Below are 16,924 nucleotides of genomic sequence, written 5' to 3'. Positions count from 1 at the left end.
GTTTTCTCCGTTTTCTAGTATCAATTCCAAATTTTGTGGGTGGCATCTAATCCTGGACATTGCCAAGCTCTTAGCGTTCTCTCTACGTCCACCTCAAGTCCTGTGGTGAGAAAATTGCTACGTATGTTATAAATTCCCCCACTGGATAAATTGACCATAGTTGTGTACATAATTTGATGCAAGCATACCTTGACTAACTTGTGTTCTGGAATACAGGTAAGATGATGTGTAAAGTAATATTGCAACTGTTTTTCCTGCTGGAATCTCCACATTACCAGATCCAGCTAATTTGCTATCAGAACTCGTGTATTGGTAAACATTTTTCCACATTATTTTAGAGATTCTTGACTTACTGGAATTAGTATTATCTGGCGTTCCCACAAATAATCCTGCACCTCCATACTCCGTACTCGAATATGATGATCCAACAAATTCTATTGCTTTATTTATGTTCACATTGGTTGTATTTTTTACAAATACTACTCCAAGTGCAGCATATGGGTAATAGTATATCTCATCATAACTACCAGAAAAACTTTTTGTGCATAACTCTCCGTAAATAAATGTTCCTTTACTTCCCTCTATAAAACTTAGTTGTCTTGGCCGATAAAAACTAACGTAATCTGTATCGTATGTATGGCTACCTGCTAGTAGTTGTAACATATAGTCAGTTTTTGTTATATCACTACTCCACTTTCCAAGCTCTGTCATAAAAGTTCCGTGGCCAAAGTAATTATTTTTTCTTCCAAGTACACCAAATAAGAAAGGTAATGACCCTGATTCAACCATGTTGCGCTTTCTTATTTCATTTATAAGAGACGCTTTTAACTGTTCATCCCGAGTTTTTACCTCATTAGAGATGTTTTCAATTCGAGTTTCTATTTCTCCTATAATTGATGAGCCAGGTGGTACATTATTAACAGCACGAAAATCTTCTACTAAACCTTTAAGACCATCTTTATGACTGTTACTAATGCTATTTATTGCTGCAATATTGGCATTCTTTCTCGTATCAAGTAGCGATATGTGCGAATCTGATTATGCTTTTAAAGTATTTAAGGAATTATCCCTAAGCTTGTTGATTTCATTAACAGACTCTGTTTTTACTGCAGTTATTGCTGATATTGAGTTTGTTTTATTGCTGTTTATATCATTTAGGTGTTTTTTTGCACTATCAAGAAGTTCTTTTAGCTTACCATCAGTCATTTGCACAATTTCAGAAACCGCACTTTTGTCGACTATTGATTCCAATGCTTTAGCAAGATATGCTAATTGATCTGGTGTACTGTTTTCTACTAAATCCTTAAGCCTCTTTTGTAGTGCATCAATTATTCCTTTTACCTCAGTCATCTGCACAATGTCAGCAATAGCTTTTTTATCTGCTATCAATTCCAGCGATTTTGCAAGATATGCCAGTTGATCAGGTGTGCTATTTGCTGCTAAATCCTTTATTCTTTGGTATATTGCTTCTTTCATTCCCAAAAATTCAAAAAAGTTTCAAATCTAAATCGTTTAAAATTATTTTTTAGTTGATTATGCTCATCTTCTCTTTCGGTAATATCTTCATCTATTTTTTCTATAGCTCTTCGAATACGTACCACATCTTGAACTGCAATATTTTCTGGATGAGGCAGTGGATATTCTCGTTTGGTTTGGTCAACAGTCATTATGTGACAATCACTCTGAGATTTTTTACCTTAGGGCGATAAACAACTGTTCCACTTAAAACTAATTTTACCCTAGTCTCATTGCCATTAAAGTTTGTCAGCACATGAGTTCTCTCTACCCAATTTTCTCCAATTGGTTTTCCTGATGTTAAATTTACTAATTGCCAATCCACGTTTTTTTGTACATATGCTTTAACATCTGCAGTGCCAGGTATTAGCGCATCATAGGTAATTGTTATCTTAGTGTTAGCTCCTGCTGTAATGCTCCTAGTTACATAATCTCCTTTTTCCCCTATATTACCCATAACTAGCTGTAACCCAGGATATAGCACTGGACTTTTTTCTCGCCCTCCTTTTAGGCTTGCTTTTACCGTTAATTCTCCATTTATTCTTTCGCGCAGTGCAAGCGGCAAATTATCAGACAAAAAGTTTTCTCTTCCCTCTTCATCTGTTAAGATAAATTCTACATTGGTATCAAATGCTACTTTTTCAACGTTCGTCAAAACTATCAAATCCGATACATTATTCGCATTGACTTTGCCAAGATTAAAAAGGTGAAAAAGTTCGCTAAATTTTGCAGCTAGTAATCGAAAGGTAAGGTCTAAATTCTGATGTGGTGTCCAGGTACTTGCATTGCTTGATGAAAGTAATACTCCTACTTGATAAGGCTGACTCGTTACCCAACGGCTATTTACTGCATCATATTTGCCAAGCTCTGCTATTTTTACTGCAGTACCAGGATCATCAGTAAGTAGCACTATTGCATACTCTTGTTCTGCATGGCAAAACACTGGTGGCCATTCTATACGTGTTGCTGTTCCATCTATCTTTATATCTTTTGGCTCAATATAACTTTCAGCAATGACAGTCTGCGAGGGCATTCCCACTGCTGTTTCTCTAATCTGCACAACAACACGTTTTTTGCCGTTATTTAGTAGGGTCGAGAACTGGCGCGCCTCTTTAGGGTTTGGTGGCTGATCCATTATTTTCATGTTGGGCCTCAATCCAAAATTCCCATGTTTACGTTTCCAATTCCCGCCTCATCAAACGCAGCATGCGGATTTCCCGCACTACGCTTTCCTAGTAGATTCTTACCAAAGTTTATAACATATTGTGCTGGTTAGGCTTTCGGAACGTAATATCTTATTCTATAGTCCGAATATAGACCAAGGGTCTCATATATACATTCGCTACTCCACCTTTTCCAACCAAATCCTTTTGCTTTTCTGGCTTGCATCATATTGCGTCTTGTTTTCTTCTCTACCCACTGTTTAACGTAGCTGAAGCTTCGACTTGAGTTTCCTATTCTAAAGTAGTTTACCCACCCTCTCAATATCGGATTGATGATCTGAATCACTCTCCGTATTGGTTGCGATTTATAGTTACTGAATACCTTCTTCAACTTTTGAAGTAGGCTTGTTCGTGTTTTCATCTGTGGTGTTATCTGTACTCTCCACTTTCCTTGTTTTGTAATTTTCTTTCGAAAGTCAAATCCTAGAAAGCTGAATGTTTCTCCTCTCTTTAGATTGGCAATTTTTGTCTTTTCTTCATTTACACTTACTTCTAGTTTTGCTAATTCTTCTTGTAACCTTTTGTACACTAATTTCTCGAGCCATTCCCATCTCTGGTACCCATCTATCAGTATCACTAAATCGTCTGCCCATCTGGCGTATTCTATACGTTGATATTTTTCTTCCCTGGTCACCTCTTTTGCTCTCTCTAGCATTTTGTCTACCTCATTGAGGTATATATTGCTCAACAACGGTGAGATCGGCGACCCTTGCGCTATTCCTCGTTTTCCTCCTACCTTAAGGATTAGCTTGATCAAGTGCATGATTTCTTTATCATTTATTCTCTTGGCAATTTTCTCCATGAGAATATGATGTCGTACGTTATCAAAATAGGATTTCAGGTCTACATCAATACATTTTGTATTGCCTTTGATTGCTGCTTTCGCTACTCTGCTTACTGCTTCATGCGCTTTTCTCTTGGGTCTATATCCATATGATCCGTCCTGAAAGTCAGATTCATATATCGGTTCAATTATTAGCTTTAGTGCACTTTGCACTATTCTATCCCGGATGCAGGGTATGTTCAACGTTCTGAGTTTTCCCCCAACTTTTGGTATTTCCTTTCTCCGGTTCCTATTTGGGCTATAGGTTTTGGTTATTAGTTCATGTCTTATTTGCTGAAGATACTTTTCTAAGCCTTCTGCCTCTATCGATTTGAATGTTACCCCATCAATTCCTGGTGCCCCATTGCTTTTCTTTGTTAGCTTATATGCTTCTTCTAGTGTCTCCATCTTGCAGACGTGTACATATATTCCCCAGAATCGCCATTCCGGTTCTGCTTTCGCTTTGATATATATCTTTCTTCTCAGGTCTTGTAATTTTATTGGCATTTTTGTCATTTTTACCTTTACCTTCCTTTTGTTAAAAGATCTCTACTAGTAGGGTGCCTTTGCTCCATGGGCGTTACCCCATTTCTTCGCTACTACACACCCATCCGCCACCCTTTCATCTTCGGTTCATTTCCTGTTTTCCAGTTATAGAACCTACCACTCCAAGGTTTTTCTCCTTGGGATGAGGAGGGTTTCTCCAGTTGCTTTATATGTCCTTATTACCATGCTGCCACTATCACCCCGCTAAAGTAGGTATGCTGTATCATTCGTGTTTCAGCCTCCTATATTGCTTTCGCCCTGGTTTGGTGGGCTCGGCCTTTAGTACTTAGAGTTTTTCGGGGCCACCCATGTGTTCGTTTTCACTGCGGCCTGGTAATTCGCCATTATCCTACGATAACGTTGTCGGTAGGCTTCAACATTTTGGTTTCCCTCCACATTGCTACCCTAGCTACAGGACTCCGACTTTTATCCTGGTGGGTCTGACTCCCACTGAACATCTTCACCTTCTCTGGACACACCAAACCATAACTCATAAAATGCTTTAAAATACTGTATTTGCTTCTTTTTATTTTTGTATCTTTAATCAGTAGTTTATAGTAAGGTAGAAAAGGAAAACAAGGCCTTCAACACAAAGCATTCCGTCTCGCAGTCGCTTCTGTTCTTTGCCGTTCATCTGGTTTATTATTTTGAAAAAATATTTTACAACGAATAAAAAACGTGATAAGCTAGGCAAGGGTTTCTTTTACAAAGATAAAAGTTTAAAGCAAAAGAAATGCCTCGTAATTGAGTTTTAAGCTATCCTACACGAGCAACTTAGGTCTCAGTGATCAATTGTACCATGAAGTCGTAAAATCCCTTTAAAATCGTACTAACCGCAATTGTCTCTAAATTGTATTTTTTTCATTAAATCTAAATAATGTTTTTCGGTGGTCTTTTTGATCTTCCTTCTTTTTGATAAGTTTTATTTATTTGTAGTTTATATATTTATTTTATTTATTACTATTGTTATTATATATATATAATATATAAGAGTTTTAGGAATGGTAAAATCAGCCATATTAGCTAACTTTAAGTATGTAGTTACTAGGAATGCTTTTAGGAATGTAGGTCAAAAAGTCTAGGTTTTATGCAGGTTTTAGCTTCCTTGATTTCTAACTGTTTAGTGAATAACCCAGGAATCAGGAATGTAATTCAACCATTTGATGTCTTATCCCTTTTTAATTGAAATCATAGCTTATAATAGGTTGTAGTTTCTGGCTCCAAAGTTAATATTTTTGATTAAGTAGATTGAATAAAAAAATAGATTAAACTCTAAGAGCATGTCTTGAAAAGATTTAAACGGTTAATTTAGCAAGCATAATAGTAATCATATCAAAGAAGATATTAGTTTTTGAAGTAAGTGGCGAGTGTTCATAGTCCTTACTCATGCGCCTAAAATTCGAAAGCCAAGCGAAAGTTCTTTCAACAATCCATCGCTTAGGAATGACCTAAAACCCTACAGAATCACTAGCTTTTTTGGCAATTGTGAGTAGACATCCTGTCTTCAGAAAACAGCGATTTTGAAGCTCACCTGTATATCCTTGATCAGCAAAAAACTTCTGTAATGTTGGAGTTTTCTGTTTAGCTTGAGAAAAAAGATTCAGAGCGCCGTCACGATCTTGAACACTTGCACTATGAACGTCAGCTACATTGATTAGGCCTAATGTATCTACAATAATATGGCGTTTACGGCCTTTTATTGTCTTGCCAGCATCGTAACCTCTGGATCCCCTTTTTGAGTTGTTTTTACTAACTGGCTGTCTATTATCCCAACTGATGGTGTATCATTTTTACCAACCATTTCTCTTACCTTTTTCACCAAAGTGTCATGTATTTCCTGCAATTTTCCGTTATTACGCCATCTAAAATAATGATCATACACAGTCTTCCACGGCGGAAAGTCTTTTGGCAGCATTCGCCATTGGCAGCCACCTCTCATTATATACCTTATTGCATTAATAATTGCTCTGATGTTGTGCTTCCTTGGCCTCCCTATTGCTCCTTGTGCAACATGTGGCTCCAAAATTTCCCATTCCTTGTCACTTATATCGCTTGGATACAATTCTTACCTCCTATTTTTAACTTACCTCATCATTCCCTTTTTTTCTTTTCAAGACAGGTTCTAAGATATTTAAAGAGCATACCAGTGTTTTTAATGTAAATGTTCATGTGGTTCCATAGATAATCTCTGTTTTTTGATTCTATCTGTCCATTTATCATTTTCTATATCTTGTTTGTTGGTTGCTTTTTTTTCTTGTTCAACAATTGCCTTATCTACCTTCTGATGAATTGCATCAATTGCATTAATCGCACCCTTTTTTTCATACATCTCGCTTTTCCCTTCAATAATTAAATTGGTAAAAATATTTACAACAAACTGAACTTGGTTATGATTAACCTTATCTTTTATCAAAAAAGGTAAAGATCCTAATACTTCTGATGATATTTTACCTTGAAAGGAAAGCCCTAAATTATCTGCTACTTCACTTATTAATAACTCCCTGTTTTCTTTATTATCTTCCAATTTGGCATAATCACTAAGTAGATCCATAACTGCAGATACTCTAACTTCAATAATACCATCAACATCTTCATCTCCTAGAGCAACTCCTGATTCCAATAACCTCCCTCTGAGATTTTTGCTTAAAAGATGGATAAACTCTTTATTTGCATCTGATCCTGTGATTGATATTGTGTCACCTAAGTAGTTACTTACTTTGATTTGAGTACCTAAGTCATGCTCTATTTGTATTTTTGTCTTATGTTTAAATCCTAATTCTGCACAAAATTTCTGAAAATATTCTTTAATAATGTCAAACAAGCTCTTGCCATTATCTTTATAATTTTTTAACTCTTCAGGAATAGTGAGTGATAATTTACCTTCTTTATATATTATATCATCTTTGTCATTTTGAGATTCGAGTGTGAATTCTAATGAGCTGGATAGGTCGCATATTTTCTCTTCCGGATTGTCAACCGTGGTTATAGGCATTGCCATATCAGACGTCACTTTTATGCAGTTGTGATCAGTGCAGTAAATGTTTAGCGCTTTTTTAGGACTGTGTGGAATTAAGCTACAACTACTGAGTGCTGCATGAGATTCATTAAATATACCAGCCCCATACCCTGCTTGATTACAATTGGTGACTAACTCTTCTAAAATAGCATCACTTGGTATTTCTGCTTCAGCGTATCTAAACATTTCCTTGAAAGTTTCCTTTGCTAATGCACGGTAATCTTTTTTGGAGAATAGATGATAAGAGCTTCTCCCTGTGTTATAAAATCTCTCAAATTCCTTTCTATATTCATCAATTTTTTTTTCATCAGCAACTGTAGGGCTATTACAATGATTTTCCCAAACTTCAGATAGTCTATCTTGATCAAGCTCCTTAAGTACTGGTTCCATAAAAGCTTTACCTTCTTCAGAGAGGTTATCAAAATTATCACGGTTAAAAATCTCATTTTTATAATCTTTAGCTCCTTCCTTAAATGCAATAATAAGATTTTTATCTATCTCTTTTCCGTTAATAATAAAATTCATCCTTTGAAAATCTAAGAACATTGTTTCACCGGAATTCGCTAATTTATTAGCTTGATCTGTTCTTAATTTAAGAAAATTAAATTCTTTAGCTGTAGCCTTTAATCTAACTACTGGATTCTTCTTTGCCTCTTTCATGATTAACACCTTACTATAAATATGCTGTAAGTTGTATCATATAATGATAAATAATTTGATAATATATTAAGAAAACTGATAGTATATTTTAGAATCCCTATTTATAGTATTTTAAACCTGTATGAGGGATTTGTAAATAAAGATAGAGACTTATAAGCTTTGTCTACAGCTAAAATCTTCAGCTCCAGGAGTGAATTTTCCTATACCACAAGCAAATGGTCCTGTTATAACGTCAAGCCACTTATCTTCTCTTGAACCTTTAGACATTCCTTTTACTAATTGTTTTGCCTGCAAAAGCTCCTGCACCACACGTTCTAATCTATCTCTTCCCATACTGTGAAAGATTTCAGGTAGCCTATGCCGTTGTTTATATACTCCTGTGCTTCCTGTATGAGTAAATGGATGTCCTGCAATAGCAGATCGTTTAATTGCATTGATAAGGTATATCTTAAGACTTTTATCACTAATGTCTTTAACTTTTAATTGTGCCGTTATATCTTCTAGTAGTCCTGTTTCTTGATTTCTTAGGTAAGTACGTACAGTGCGATCAGCTAACCCATTTGCTTTAACAACTGCCCCGGAAAATAAAGCATTTTGTCTTGGAGTCTCACCCATTGACCTAAAGATTTCTAGCTTAGCTGTATCTTCTATTGGCCAAAAAGCATATGAACATCTAACACCATTAACAAGGGCAGAGGTACCTCTAATTGCATCTCTTGCTTGCTCAACAGTTAGTATAGGTTTTTCTCCTTTTGGTTTTCTCATATGGTGAGCAGTAATAATTGCAGCTCCAGTACTACACGCTAGATCAGATAGCAAACACATCAGATAATCTCCTACAGCAGGATCAGCATTTATATCTGCATGAATAAATGAAGCAAGTGGATCAAATACTATCAGTTTTAGATCTTTTATTTCCTCGAGCTGCTTCATGATTGATTCAAATTCAGGAGAAATTTCAACGATTTTACCACGAACATTTCTGAGTATTGTAAGTGATCCTCTGACATTTGGCAGTGGTACAATAAATAATTTATCTTTATGTTTTAACCTTTCGCACTTAGGGTCGAGTCGTTCTAAGCGGCGGTGTATCTCACTTGCATCATCTTCTGCTGAAAAAATTACCACTGATCCATGCTCAGTAACAAATGAACCAAAACTACATATCTGATCTTTATCACTTATAACTTTAAGTGCTAGATCAAGAAGAAGCATGCCTTTACCTGTATCTCCCATAGCAGCCACTATTGAAGTAACTCCTAAAGGAAATACTCCCTCAACAAGAAACTTTTGCTCTGGTACCGGACCTACAAAGCGTTCTGCACTCCAGTCTAAAATCTTTAGTGGCGGTTTAATCATTACTTTTTTTGCGTTGTTCTTGATAAAATCAGAGACGTTTGTGCTTTCTTGTAAATAGTCAGCAGCATCCCAGCCTTTCGGTTTATTCTCTGGAATTTTAATCATAGAAAGTGATGCAATACCTAAACTAATAAGTTTTGTAGTAGCATTTTCAGCATACTTTTTACCTGGTTCATCATTATCTGGCCAAATAATAATATTTTTACCTTTAAGTGGAGTCCAATCTGTTTTCTCAATAAGTGCATTTGCTCCAGACATTGCTGTTGTTGCTGTAATACCTTGTTTTATCAGAGCTTCTGCACATTTTTCTCCTTCAACCAGAATAACTTTATCAGACTTTAAGATTTCTGGAATATTATATAGAGGCCTTACTTCTGGTGCAGTAAAAATAGATTTTTTCACATCAAAAGGACGATATTCTTTTCCTCCGGGAAGATCATAACGGTTGACTATGACAATAACTTGATTGTTTTCATCGTAGTAGTTCCAACTGCATGTTAAAAATTGTTCTAGATTTTTATATTTCCTAGTATGTTTTTTTCCAAACCATTCAGCTATAGAAGCCATTACTTCAGGAAACTCTATTCTTGTACTTTTTCTATTTACTCCCGCCCAAAGGTCGATAATGTCACCACCTTCTCCTGTTGCAAAATCATGCCATAGGCCAGCTTCACTACCACTTAATTCTACTACTAGACTCTTTCCTTTATCACCTTGTACATTGCCTACATAAAACTTATCACCACGAAAAGTTCCTCTTGGTAATAGATATGAAAGGCATGATCTGATATTTAACAGAAGCTGAGCTTTAAGTTGTTCTTTTTCTACTAACGGTGCATTTTTTCGTGGAGCTGCAGTATTAAAATCACAATAGATACCCATAAAATCTCCAATATATTTAAAGTTTAGAAATTTGGTTAAGCTGTGGCTATCCAGCGTCCGTTAACCATGTTTATGAATTTTGTTGGTATTGGTTTGCCGTTTTTAAGTTCGTACATCAATTGCAGAGTATTCCTTTCTGGCCTAAATATCATTACTCCAGATGTATATAAACTTCTTAAAACATTAGCACCACTCAATGCTTGAAATGGATTCTTTTTTAACGTGGTTGTTGACACTTTTTTTGTGTAATGTGTAACTATTACTCCAGCCGTAGGATTAGTTATAGAGCGTAGTTCATCAATACTATTTTGCAGAAAAGAGATCATACTCCTATAATCAAAAACAGAGTCTATTACTATAAGATCAACTGTTTTTACATCGAGATTTTCCGACATAATTTCCTTTATTTTTTCCACATTCAAAGTTAACTGTACTTTTTTAGTAATAACTAAGTTTTCTGTTCCTTCATCAAGGATTTTCTTGCTTATTCTTAGCTTCTGTAAGCGCTCTCTTATGTAATCATATTCCATTTCATTCTGTAGATAGAATATCTTAAGTGGCTTTGCAGGCTTCATACCAAGAAATGATACTCCAGCAGCTAAATGTACTAACATGGAAAGTAGAAAATTACTTTTTCCTATTTTTGGAGTTCCACCTATGACCAAAAGACCACTTGGAGCTAGAATTCTTGGGCCTATTATATCTTTTGGCATTGGTGATTTATCATTCAAGTAATGCCTTGCTGAAAACGATGTAATTTTATGTTTTGTTGTGTTTTCTTTAGTATTTAACCACTTCTTAGCGGAATTTATATCACCTTTCACTAAAGTCCAAAGATCAATGATATCACCACTAATTCCTTTAGTAAAATTATGCCAATTTCCAGCTTCTTTACCCACTATTTTAACTGTAATCATATCCCCGTCACAGTTGCCAACATAAGTCCTCTCTCGATAAAAATTACCGTTTGGAATTAGGTAAGGTACACACTCCTTAATATTATCAATCAATAATCCTTTTATTTCCTTTCTCTGCATAAAACCCCCATACATACTTTTCATACGTTTAGAGCTGAGATTAGCTAGCTCACAAACAGTTTCAAAAGACTCTGAATCAAACCATTTAATTGCTTCTTTCTTTAGCTCTAGATTTTTTCCTGCTGCATCTTTGATAGCTCTCTCAATTACAGCAATCCAGAGCTTCTCTTCGTCGTACTTCAAAATGGCAACCAATCAACTTCAGATTGTTCTGGAGTAATAACCGTAGCAATCTTGTTCTTTTCTCCATACCGATCAGCTTCAATACCAACTTTTGCAGTAAACTCTACCCCGTTAAAGTCAGCTATAGAGTTGACTTTTCTAGCAATAGCTGCTTTTTCTGAAGTGTCATTTGAATGAATGTTCCGTGCTGACTCTAAAATACTTCTAAGCATAGAACGTCCAGCTTCTGCCCAAACATCTTCTCCTTCAACTCTTGCTTTGCCACTTTTAATACCAATTACTTGAAAAATCTTGCGTTTTGCATATGGACCTTCAGTGACAGTAAATTCAGCGTTTAAATAGATGCTGCCGGTAGCATAGCTTTTAGTGAACCAATTTTCATAACCTCCTGGTTTAATTGCCATTTTTACCTTGACTATTGTACCTTTTGGTATTAAATTACTTTGTAATTTTGCAGTATTAAAATCAGTTAAAAAATCTGTTAGCATATTGTTCCCTATAAATTAAGTAAAAAAAGAATCAACTCCATTGGTCTACAAGCTGCCAATGACCATTTATCTTATTGACAAGCTTGCTTGCTACACGCTCACCATTACGAAGCTCAAATACTATTTGACGGACAGTGTTTTCCTCATCATGAGCAAACATCACCATGCCAGTGCTATAAAATCCACGTAAAGATCCAGCACCGCTTAGGCCTTGAAATGGATCTTCTTCCAGCATCTTTTTGGACAGTTTTTTTGTGTGGTGAGTGAGTATTATGCCCGAATCTGTATTGATAACATTTCTCAGTCTTTCAAGTGTTTTTTGCAAGAAGAATAGCATAGCGCTGTTGTCATTTTCGTTGCCATATTCACTTGAGTTAAAGATATTACGAAGAGGATCAATCGCAATAATATCAGGTTTAAAACGCTCTTTAACAGTATTTTTGATTTCATCTATTTCTTCACTGCTGAAAGATAATTGCACTTTTGGCGTGATAATTAAGTTATTGGCAGCTATATCCAAAAGTTCCTTATCAAGTTGAAGCTGTTGCAAACGTTCCTTCATATAGTCATACTCAATTTCAGTTTGCATGTAGAAGATCTTCAAAGGTCTATTTGGCATCATACCAAGAAATGATCTACCAGCAGCCATGTAGACAAGCCAAGAGATCAAAAAGTCGCTTTTGCCGATTTTAGGTGGGCCACCCAGTACCAATAAGCCTCTTTTTGTTAAAATTCTTGGTGAGATTATATCTTCTGGTATTGGTGATTGATCATTCAAGTATTCTTTCACACTGAAAAAGGGAATTTTTTGACCGATATTGAAAAAGCTTTGTCCCATAATAATTATTCTCCAATTTTTAATTAAGCAATAGGTGCCAAAGTTTTGGCTTTAATTTTTGCAAGTAATTTACCCAAATGTGGTTCTTCAACCATATTCAAGCAGCCACTGCGATCTTTAGCTGGATATCCCCAAGAATTAATAGTCTGACAGACAAATGAACGTTTCTCTGTTCCATCATCTTTCTTGATTCCAACCATGCTGATTACCTCATCAACTATCCCTGGAATCTCACTAGCAGTTTTAGCCCCTTCACATTGAGGTAGCCATGTTGAACGATTACAGTCATCAAGATATTGACCTAGTGTGCCAACTATGATGATGTCTTTATCTCTGATGTGTTGAAACTGATTGAGCCATGCCATCATCTCTTGAGCAAGTAACCCATAAGCAGCTCTTTTATCTTCTTTTCCCGATCTATCAGAAAAACACTCAGGTTGCATCCTTGCCCATAAAAGACATAAACGTGAAGCAACGGTTATACTATCCACAAAGATGCATCGGTATTTAGAAACTTCAGAAAGAAGATCTTTATACTTGCCAGATACATGTTCATGGTGTTTTTGACTGTATGCTTGGTCAGATTTCAGCGCAGGGTTTGGACCACCAATTAGGCAGGCAATATCCCGAGCTTGATTCCAAGTACGAACACTAATTGAATCTCCCTGCCAATCTTGAACAGCAAGCAGACCTGCTTCAAAGTCAAGACATAGTGTTGGTTCACTTATAGTCTTTAAGAGGCTGGTTTTACCAATACCGTAAGGACCAAAAATTACTACTTTTATGCCTGTAGTTGTTTTCAATCTTTCATTATTGTTTAAAATTTTAAAAGTCATTTATTCACCTCAATGGTATATGTTATATATTCAGGAAAGGTAGAATTTATGTTCAATTTTTCTTTTTGCTCTTGTAGTAGATGGAAGAGAGTTTTATACGTATTTTTCTTACCATAGTATTTAAAGTAGTTCTTGATATGTTGTTCATCTTAGCAACTTCATATAAGTTAAAGTACTTGAGTTGTTCGCATATCTTTTGCATCTTTCTTGGTAGCGTTGAAATCATGTAATCTACATCAGTACGTTTTGCTACTTCATCTTCAAAAGCTTCTGTTTTCTCAATATTGACGTAGTTATTAATGTTGCGTTTAATACATAGTTGTTTCTCCAATAAGTTATTGGCACGACGTTCAGTTAATCTTGCTACAAAAGTGTTAAAGCTACCTTTACTTTCATCATATCTATCAAGATAAGTCCAAATTTCACAGAAAAGTTCTTGCTCAAGATCTTCATGAGTTTCATGAGCAAAGCATTCAAAAAGTTTTAATCTCTTAGCTTGATACCGTATATTTTGAACAACTATGGCAGTTTTTAGTTTCATAACTTTTCCCTAAAACAATTAATGCTTTAAGGATGAGAACTTATAGGTGCACTTTGTAGGACAGGAGCAAAAATAAATAATACAGATGCAATTTTTAACCTATTGATATTCTATTGTTTTTTTTCGAGAATAATACAGTTCGATTTTTAAATAATACTGCAACAAAAAATTAGGCAAAAATTCATTTTTTTTGGACAAAAATTTTCCAAATCCTGAATATATATTATATAAGCCTTTCAAACTCATCACAGGTGTCAATTCTTACACAATCAGGAAGAGCAGCAATAGCAGCCAGCATAAAAGAGCAAGTTATACATCTTGCTTGGGGTAGTGGTGATGCCAATTGGGAAAGTAGCCATCAGGTCGAAAAAGTTTTTATTGAGGGTGAAATAGCTCTAAATCACCATACTATTAAAGATGTAAGGGTTTTTACAGGACAAACAACTTATCAGCCAAGTATAGATTATATAGTTGATAGCAGTACTGGTGTAATTAAACGTACGGGAAATAGCTCTATCAGGGCAAATAGTGCAGTTACTGTAGAATATAGTGAAAGCACACCACCAGAGCTGATAACTTCTGAAAAACTGCTCAATGAGCTTGGCAGACGTACTGCGAACGAAGTGCTCTTCTGCACAGGTGATGAGAATGGAGAGCTTTTGACCCCTTCTGGAAGGTTTAGGCCCTCAAATGTACCAACTAATAATCTCTATCTTAAATTTACTTTCGATTTCACGGACGCAGCAAATCAAGTGATAAGGGAATTAGGGGTTATGGTTGGTACTAAAGTAAAAGAAGGGTTACCTAGAGGACAAAGATATTTTGAACCAAAAGACGTGGAAAATCCTGGAATCTTATTAGTTTTAGAACACACCGTACCACTTATCAGAACTGCAGCAACCCGGGAAACATTTGCCTTTGTAGTAACATTTTAAAAAATTTATGAAAGGAAAAAAAGAAATGACAAATGATGCGCTTATTCGTTTACAGAAGATGGGACTTGATGATTCCACTGCTGAGCAGCTACTGAGTTTTAAAGACGATGAAAACTTCTTATATGACTCAGTGTTTAAAATTACTGACTTATCCGAGAATAGGTTTGTTGAAGTAGTAAAAGATACATTTTTAGAAAGCACGGCACGGGATATCTACCAAAAAGCTGTAGCCAGAAAGAAGTTTATTTCAGTTTATGTAGCAAATGCTAAGGAAATTTCTGAGCTTCATTATCGAGCTCAACGCTGCTGCAACATACATTAAAATTTATAGGGGAAAACATGCATATATCAAAAATCTTTAATACTGATGATTACAATCAGTGTGAAAGTTGCCAATCAGTACTAAGTCCTGCAGCTTATCTGGTTAAGTTATTGGAAATAGTTGGTAAATATATTACAGCACAACCAACTAAATCACTCGAAGAACGTCGTCCAGATCTCTACGATATCAAACTCGATTGCGACAATACCAACAAAGAGAAGTTATATCTTGAAATCGTAAATGAGATAATGGAGGAAAAGCTAAAGCATGATCTTGGAGATGATGTTCTAAGTAAACTTGCAACTGCCAAATATCCTTTTAACCTTCCAGCAAATTTTCCACTAATGAGTATACGTGCTTATCTTAAGAAGCATAAGACAAGCTTAGCAGAGATATATAAAATACTCATTGCAAATGCTGATACTGATGCAGAGTTTTTATGTCTTTCTCCGGAAGAATATGAAGTAATTACGTCTGATAACAAAACAGAAACTTATTTAAAAGAAGTATATGGAATAAAAGATGGGGAAATAGATCAACTAAAAAATGTTGATAAATTCATTGCACAAACAGGTATGGAGCACGATAAACTTCAGTCATTACTTGATAGCTATAATAAAATTAAAGGTTCAATAATACTTGCCGTTACAGAACAAACTATAGATGAGCACAAAAAACAAATTATAGATAACCTTGATAACCAAGCACTAAGCTTTCTACATCGCTTTATTCGTTTAGCAAACAAACTCACTGGTCATTTGATGAGTTAACTCAAGCACTAAGTGAGGGTAAAATTGATCAGAAAAAAATAGCAAAGATTAAAAATCTACATGAAAAATTTCAACAACCTTTAGCTAAAATATTTGCATTGTATGCTGATAGTCTACCAGAGGGTATATCAAATAAAATTGACAGTTTACCAGAATTTAAAGCACTTTTAAGTCAAAAAAGCCTCAAAGATTTAGCTGCCACAGCAAGTAACTATAGTACATTACAAAATATTTTAGGAGTAAAGAGTAATGAATTAACTTCTTTAATTAACTACCACAATGATCAAGAGGTATTCGGAGAAAAAATTTTAAAAGTATACAAACAAGTTCTGCTTGCAAGATTAGTAAACATACCAATAGCAGAGCTCTTATCACAATTAAAGATAGAAGGAGTAAATCAAGACAATGTAGTTGAGTTTAATGATTGGCTAACAAAACATGCAATTACGACAGAGCAAATACGCAGATTGATTGATCCTGCCTCAAGCAAGCAACTTGCAGAACAATTGCACAATTCAGTACAAGGAGTAAAAGATCAGCAAAGTTTCTATAACGAGGTGTATAAGTTTGTAGGTAATATTCAACCTGAAATACTAGATGCTATTTATACATTTACTGCTGATCCAGAGAATCCGCAATCATTTTCAGACAGAGGATTTTTAGAAAAGTTTCTTCATAATATAGATGTATTTACAACATTAAAATTTGAAGTAGAGAGTATTGCAAATTACAAGAGTGCATATGGAGGACAAGAAACCTGGTCAATTGAGCAGATCAAGACTTTAGCAAACTATAGAACACTAAAGGGATTATATTCTAAGTTGCCAGAATACATAAGCTGGCTATATGGAAATGACTACAAAAGTGACAAAATAATAGAAAAAATGGTTCAGCTAACTGGTTGGAATCAAGATACGCTAGAAGCTATTAAAGAGGTCAAAATATTTAGG

14 protein-coding genes and 2 pseudogenes are annotated in these 16,924 nt (G+C 35.3%); 4 read left to right on the top strand and 12 right to left on the bottom strand.

Annotated features, from left to right (window positions below; genetic code table 11):
- Positions 1-20: 20 nt before the first annotated feature.
- From ABWU23_RS00080 to ABWU23_RS00025, 12 genes and pseudogenes are all read right to left on the bottom strand, one after another.
- A pseudogene (locus tag ABWU23_RS00080) lies at positions 21-1,476 on the bottom strand (hypothetical protein).
- Positions 1,473-1,667 carry a hypothetical protein gene (locus ABWU23_RS00075; RefSeq protein WP_265022291.1) on the bottom strand — a complete coding sequence of 65 codons (195 nt, stop codon included), beginning with the start codon at positions 1,665-1,667 and terminating at the stop codon, positions 1,473-1,475. The pseudogene ABWU23_RS00080 and the gene ABWU23_RS00075 overlap by 4 nt, the downstream one beginning before the upstream one ends.
- Entirely contained in the window at positions 1,667-2,659 is a 993-nt protein-coding gene (locus ABWU23_RS00070; RefSeq protein WP_353270566.1) for a hypothetical protein, read from the bottom strand. Before ABWU23_RS00070 ends, ABWU23_RS00075 begins: the two co-directional genes overlap by 1 nt.
- Positions 2,660-2,787: 128 nt before the next feature.
- Positions 2,788-4,077 (bottom strand): group II intron reverse transcriptase/maturase, encoded by a 1,290-nt coding sequence (gene ltrA / locus ABWU23_RS00065; protein WP_353270565.1) that lies wholly within the window; start codon positions 4,075-4,077, stop codon positions 2,788-2,790.
- Positions 4,078-5,402: 1,325 nt separating this feature from the next.
- Positions 5,403-6,169, bottom strand: a pseudogene (locus ABWU23_RS00060) (IS5 family transposase).
- 90 nt (positions 6,170-6,259) lie between these two features.
- The gene (locus ABWU23_RS00055; protein ID WP_262986568.1) at positions 6,260-7,783 is read right to left on the bottom strand and encodes a hypothetical protein; all 1,524 of its coding nucleotides are present in this window, start codon (positions 7,781-7,783) and stop codon (positions 6,260-6,262) included.
- A 150-nt stretch (positions 7,784-7,933) separates the two neighbouring features.
- The gene (locus tag ABWU23_RS00050; protein ID WP_353270564.1) at positions 7,934-10,024 is read right to left on the bottom strand and encodes an AAA family ATPase; all 2,091 of its coding nucleotides are present in this window, start codon (positions 10,022-10,024) and stop codon (positions 7,934-7,936) included.
- 35 nt (positions 10,025-10,059) lie between these two features.
- A complete protein-coding gene (locus tag ABWU23_RS00045) occupies positions 10,060-11,244 on the bottom strand; it encodes an AAA family ATPase (protein ID WP_353270563.1) in 1,185 nt (394 codons plus the stop codon).
- Entirely contained in the window at positions 11,241-11,732 is a 492-nt protein-coding gene (locus ABWU23_RS00040) for a hypothetical protein (protein WP_264374871.1), read from the bottom strand. Before ABWU23_RS00040 ends, ABWU23_RS00045 begins: the two co-directional genes overlap by 4 nt.
- A 31-nt stretch (positions 11,733-11,763) precedes the next feature.
- A complete protein-coding gene (locus ABWU23_RS00035; RefSeq protein ID WP_353270562.1) occupies positions 11,764-12,570 on the bottom strand; it encodes an AAA family ATPase in 807 nt (268 codons plus the stop codon).
- 23 nt (positions 12,571-12,593) lie between these two features.
- Positions 12,594-13,406, bottom strand: coding sequence for an ATP-binding protein (locus ABWU23_RS00030; protein ID WP_353270561.1), 813 nt, complete (start codon positions 13,404-13,406; stop codon positions 12,594-12,596).
- Between the two features lie 52 nt (positions 13,407-13,458).
- On the bottom strand, positions 13,459-13,947 hold the full coding sequence (locus tag ABWU23_RS00025; protein ID WP_065095315.1) for a sigma-70 family RNA polymerase sigma factor: 489 nt from the start codon (positions 13,945-13,947) through the stop codon (positions 13,459-13,461).
- Between the two features lie 251 nt (positions 13,948-14,198).
- Between ABWU23_RS00025 and ABWU23_RS00020 the strand changes: the two genes are divergently transcribed.
- The 4 genes from ABWU23_RS00020 to ABWU23_RS00005 form a co-directional block, all read left to right on the top strand.
- Complete coding sequence (locus ABWU23_RS00020; RefSeq protein ID WP_265027167.1) at positions 14,199-14,882, top strand: hypothetical protein; 684 nt, start codon at positions 14,199-14,201, stop codon at positions 14,880-14,882.
- 25 nt (positions 14,883-14,907) lie between these two features.
- On the top strand, positions 14,908-15,204 hold the full coding sequence (locus ABWU23_RS00015; RefSeq protein ID WP_353270560.1) for a hypothetical protein: 297 nt from the start codon (positions 14,908-14,910) through the stop codon (positions 15,202-15,204).
- A gap of 17 nt (positions 15,205-15,221) precedes the next feature.
- Positions 15,222-15,974, top strand: a complete 753-nt coding sequence (locus ABWU23_RS00010) for a Tc toxin subunit A (protein WP_353270559.1) — start codon at positions 15,222-15,224, stop codon at positions 15,972-15,974.
- 98 nt (positions 15,975-16,072) lie between these two features.
- A partial coding sequence (locus ABWU23_RS00005; protein WP_353270558.1) for a hypothetical protein occupies positions 16,073-16,924 on the top strand: 852 nt, incomplete at its 3' end.

This window comes from Wolbachia endosymbiont (group A) of Hedychridium roseum (assembly GCF_964028325.1).
Classification (GTDB): domain Bacteria; phylum Pseudomonadota; class Alphaproteobacteria; order Rickettsiales; family Anaplasmataceae; genus Wolbachia.
The sequence above is the reverse complement of the archived record's forward strand: the minus strand, read 5'-3'. Positions and strand labels throughout refer to the sequence as shown.

Bases quoted from the DNA above. Each gene is read 5' to 3' on its own strand.
- ABWU23_RS00075 (WP_265022291.1), bottom strand. From the start codon at position 1,667: ATGACTGTTGACCAAACCAAACGAGAATATCCACTGCCTCATCCAGAA.
- ABWU23_RS00070 (WP_353270566.1), bottom strand. From the start codon at position 2,659: ATGAAAATAATGGATCAGCCACCAAACCCTAAAGAGGCGCGCCAGTTC.
- ltrA (WP_353270565.1), bottom strand. From the start codon at position 4,077: ATGACAAAAATGCCAATAAAATTACAAGACCTGAGAAGAAAGATATAT.
- ABWU23_RS00055 (WP_262986568.1), bottom strand. From the start codon at position 7,783: ATGAAAGAGGCAAAGAAGAATCCAGTAGTTAGATTAAAGGCTACAGCT.
- ABWU23_RS00050 (WP_353270564.1), bottom strand. From the start codon at position 10,024: ATGGGTATCTATTGTGATTTTAATACTGCAGCTCCACGAAAAAATGCA.
- ABWU23_RS00040 (WP_264374871.1), bottom strand. From the start codon at position 11,732: ATGCTAACAGATTTTTTAACTGATTTTAATACTGCAAAATTACAAAGT.
- ABWU23_RS00035 (WP_353270562.1), bottom strand. From the start codon at position 12,570: ATGGGACAAAGCTTTTTCAATATCGGTCAAAAAATTCCCTTTTTCAGT.
- ABWU23_RS00030 (WP_353270561.1), bottom strand. From the start codon at position 13,406: ATGACTTTTAAAATTTTAAACAATAATGAAAGATTGAAAACAACTACA.
- ABWU23_RS00025 (WP_065095315.1), bottom strand. From the start codon at position 13,947: ATGAAACTAAAAACTGCCATAGTTGTTCAAAATATACGGTATCAAGCT.
- ABWU23_RS00015 (WP_353270560.1), top strand. From the start codon at position 14,908: ATGACAAATGATGCGCTTATTCGTTTACAGAAGATGGGACTTGATGAT.
- ABWU23_RS00010 (WP_353270559.1), top strand. From the start codon at position 15,222: ATGCATATATCAAAAATCTTTAATACTGATGATTACAATCAGTGTGAA.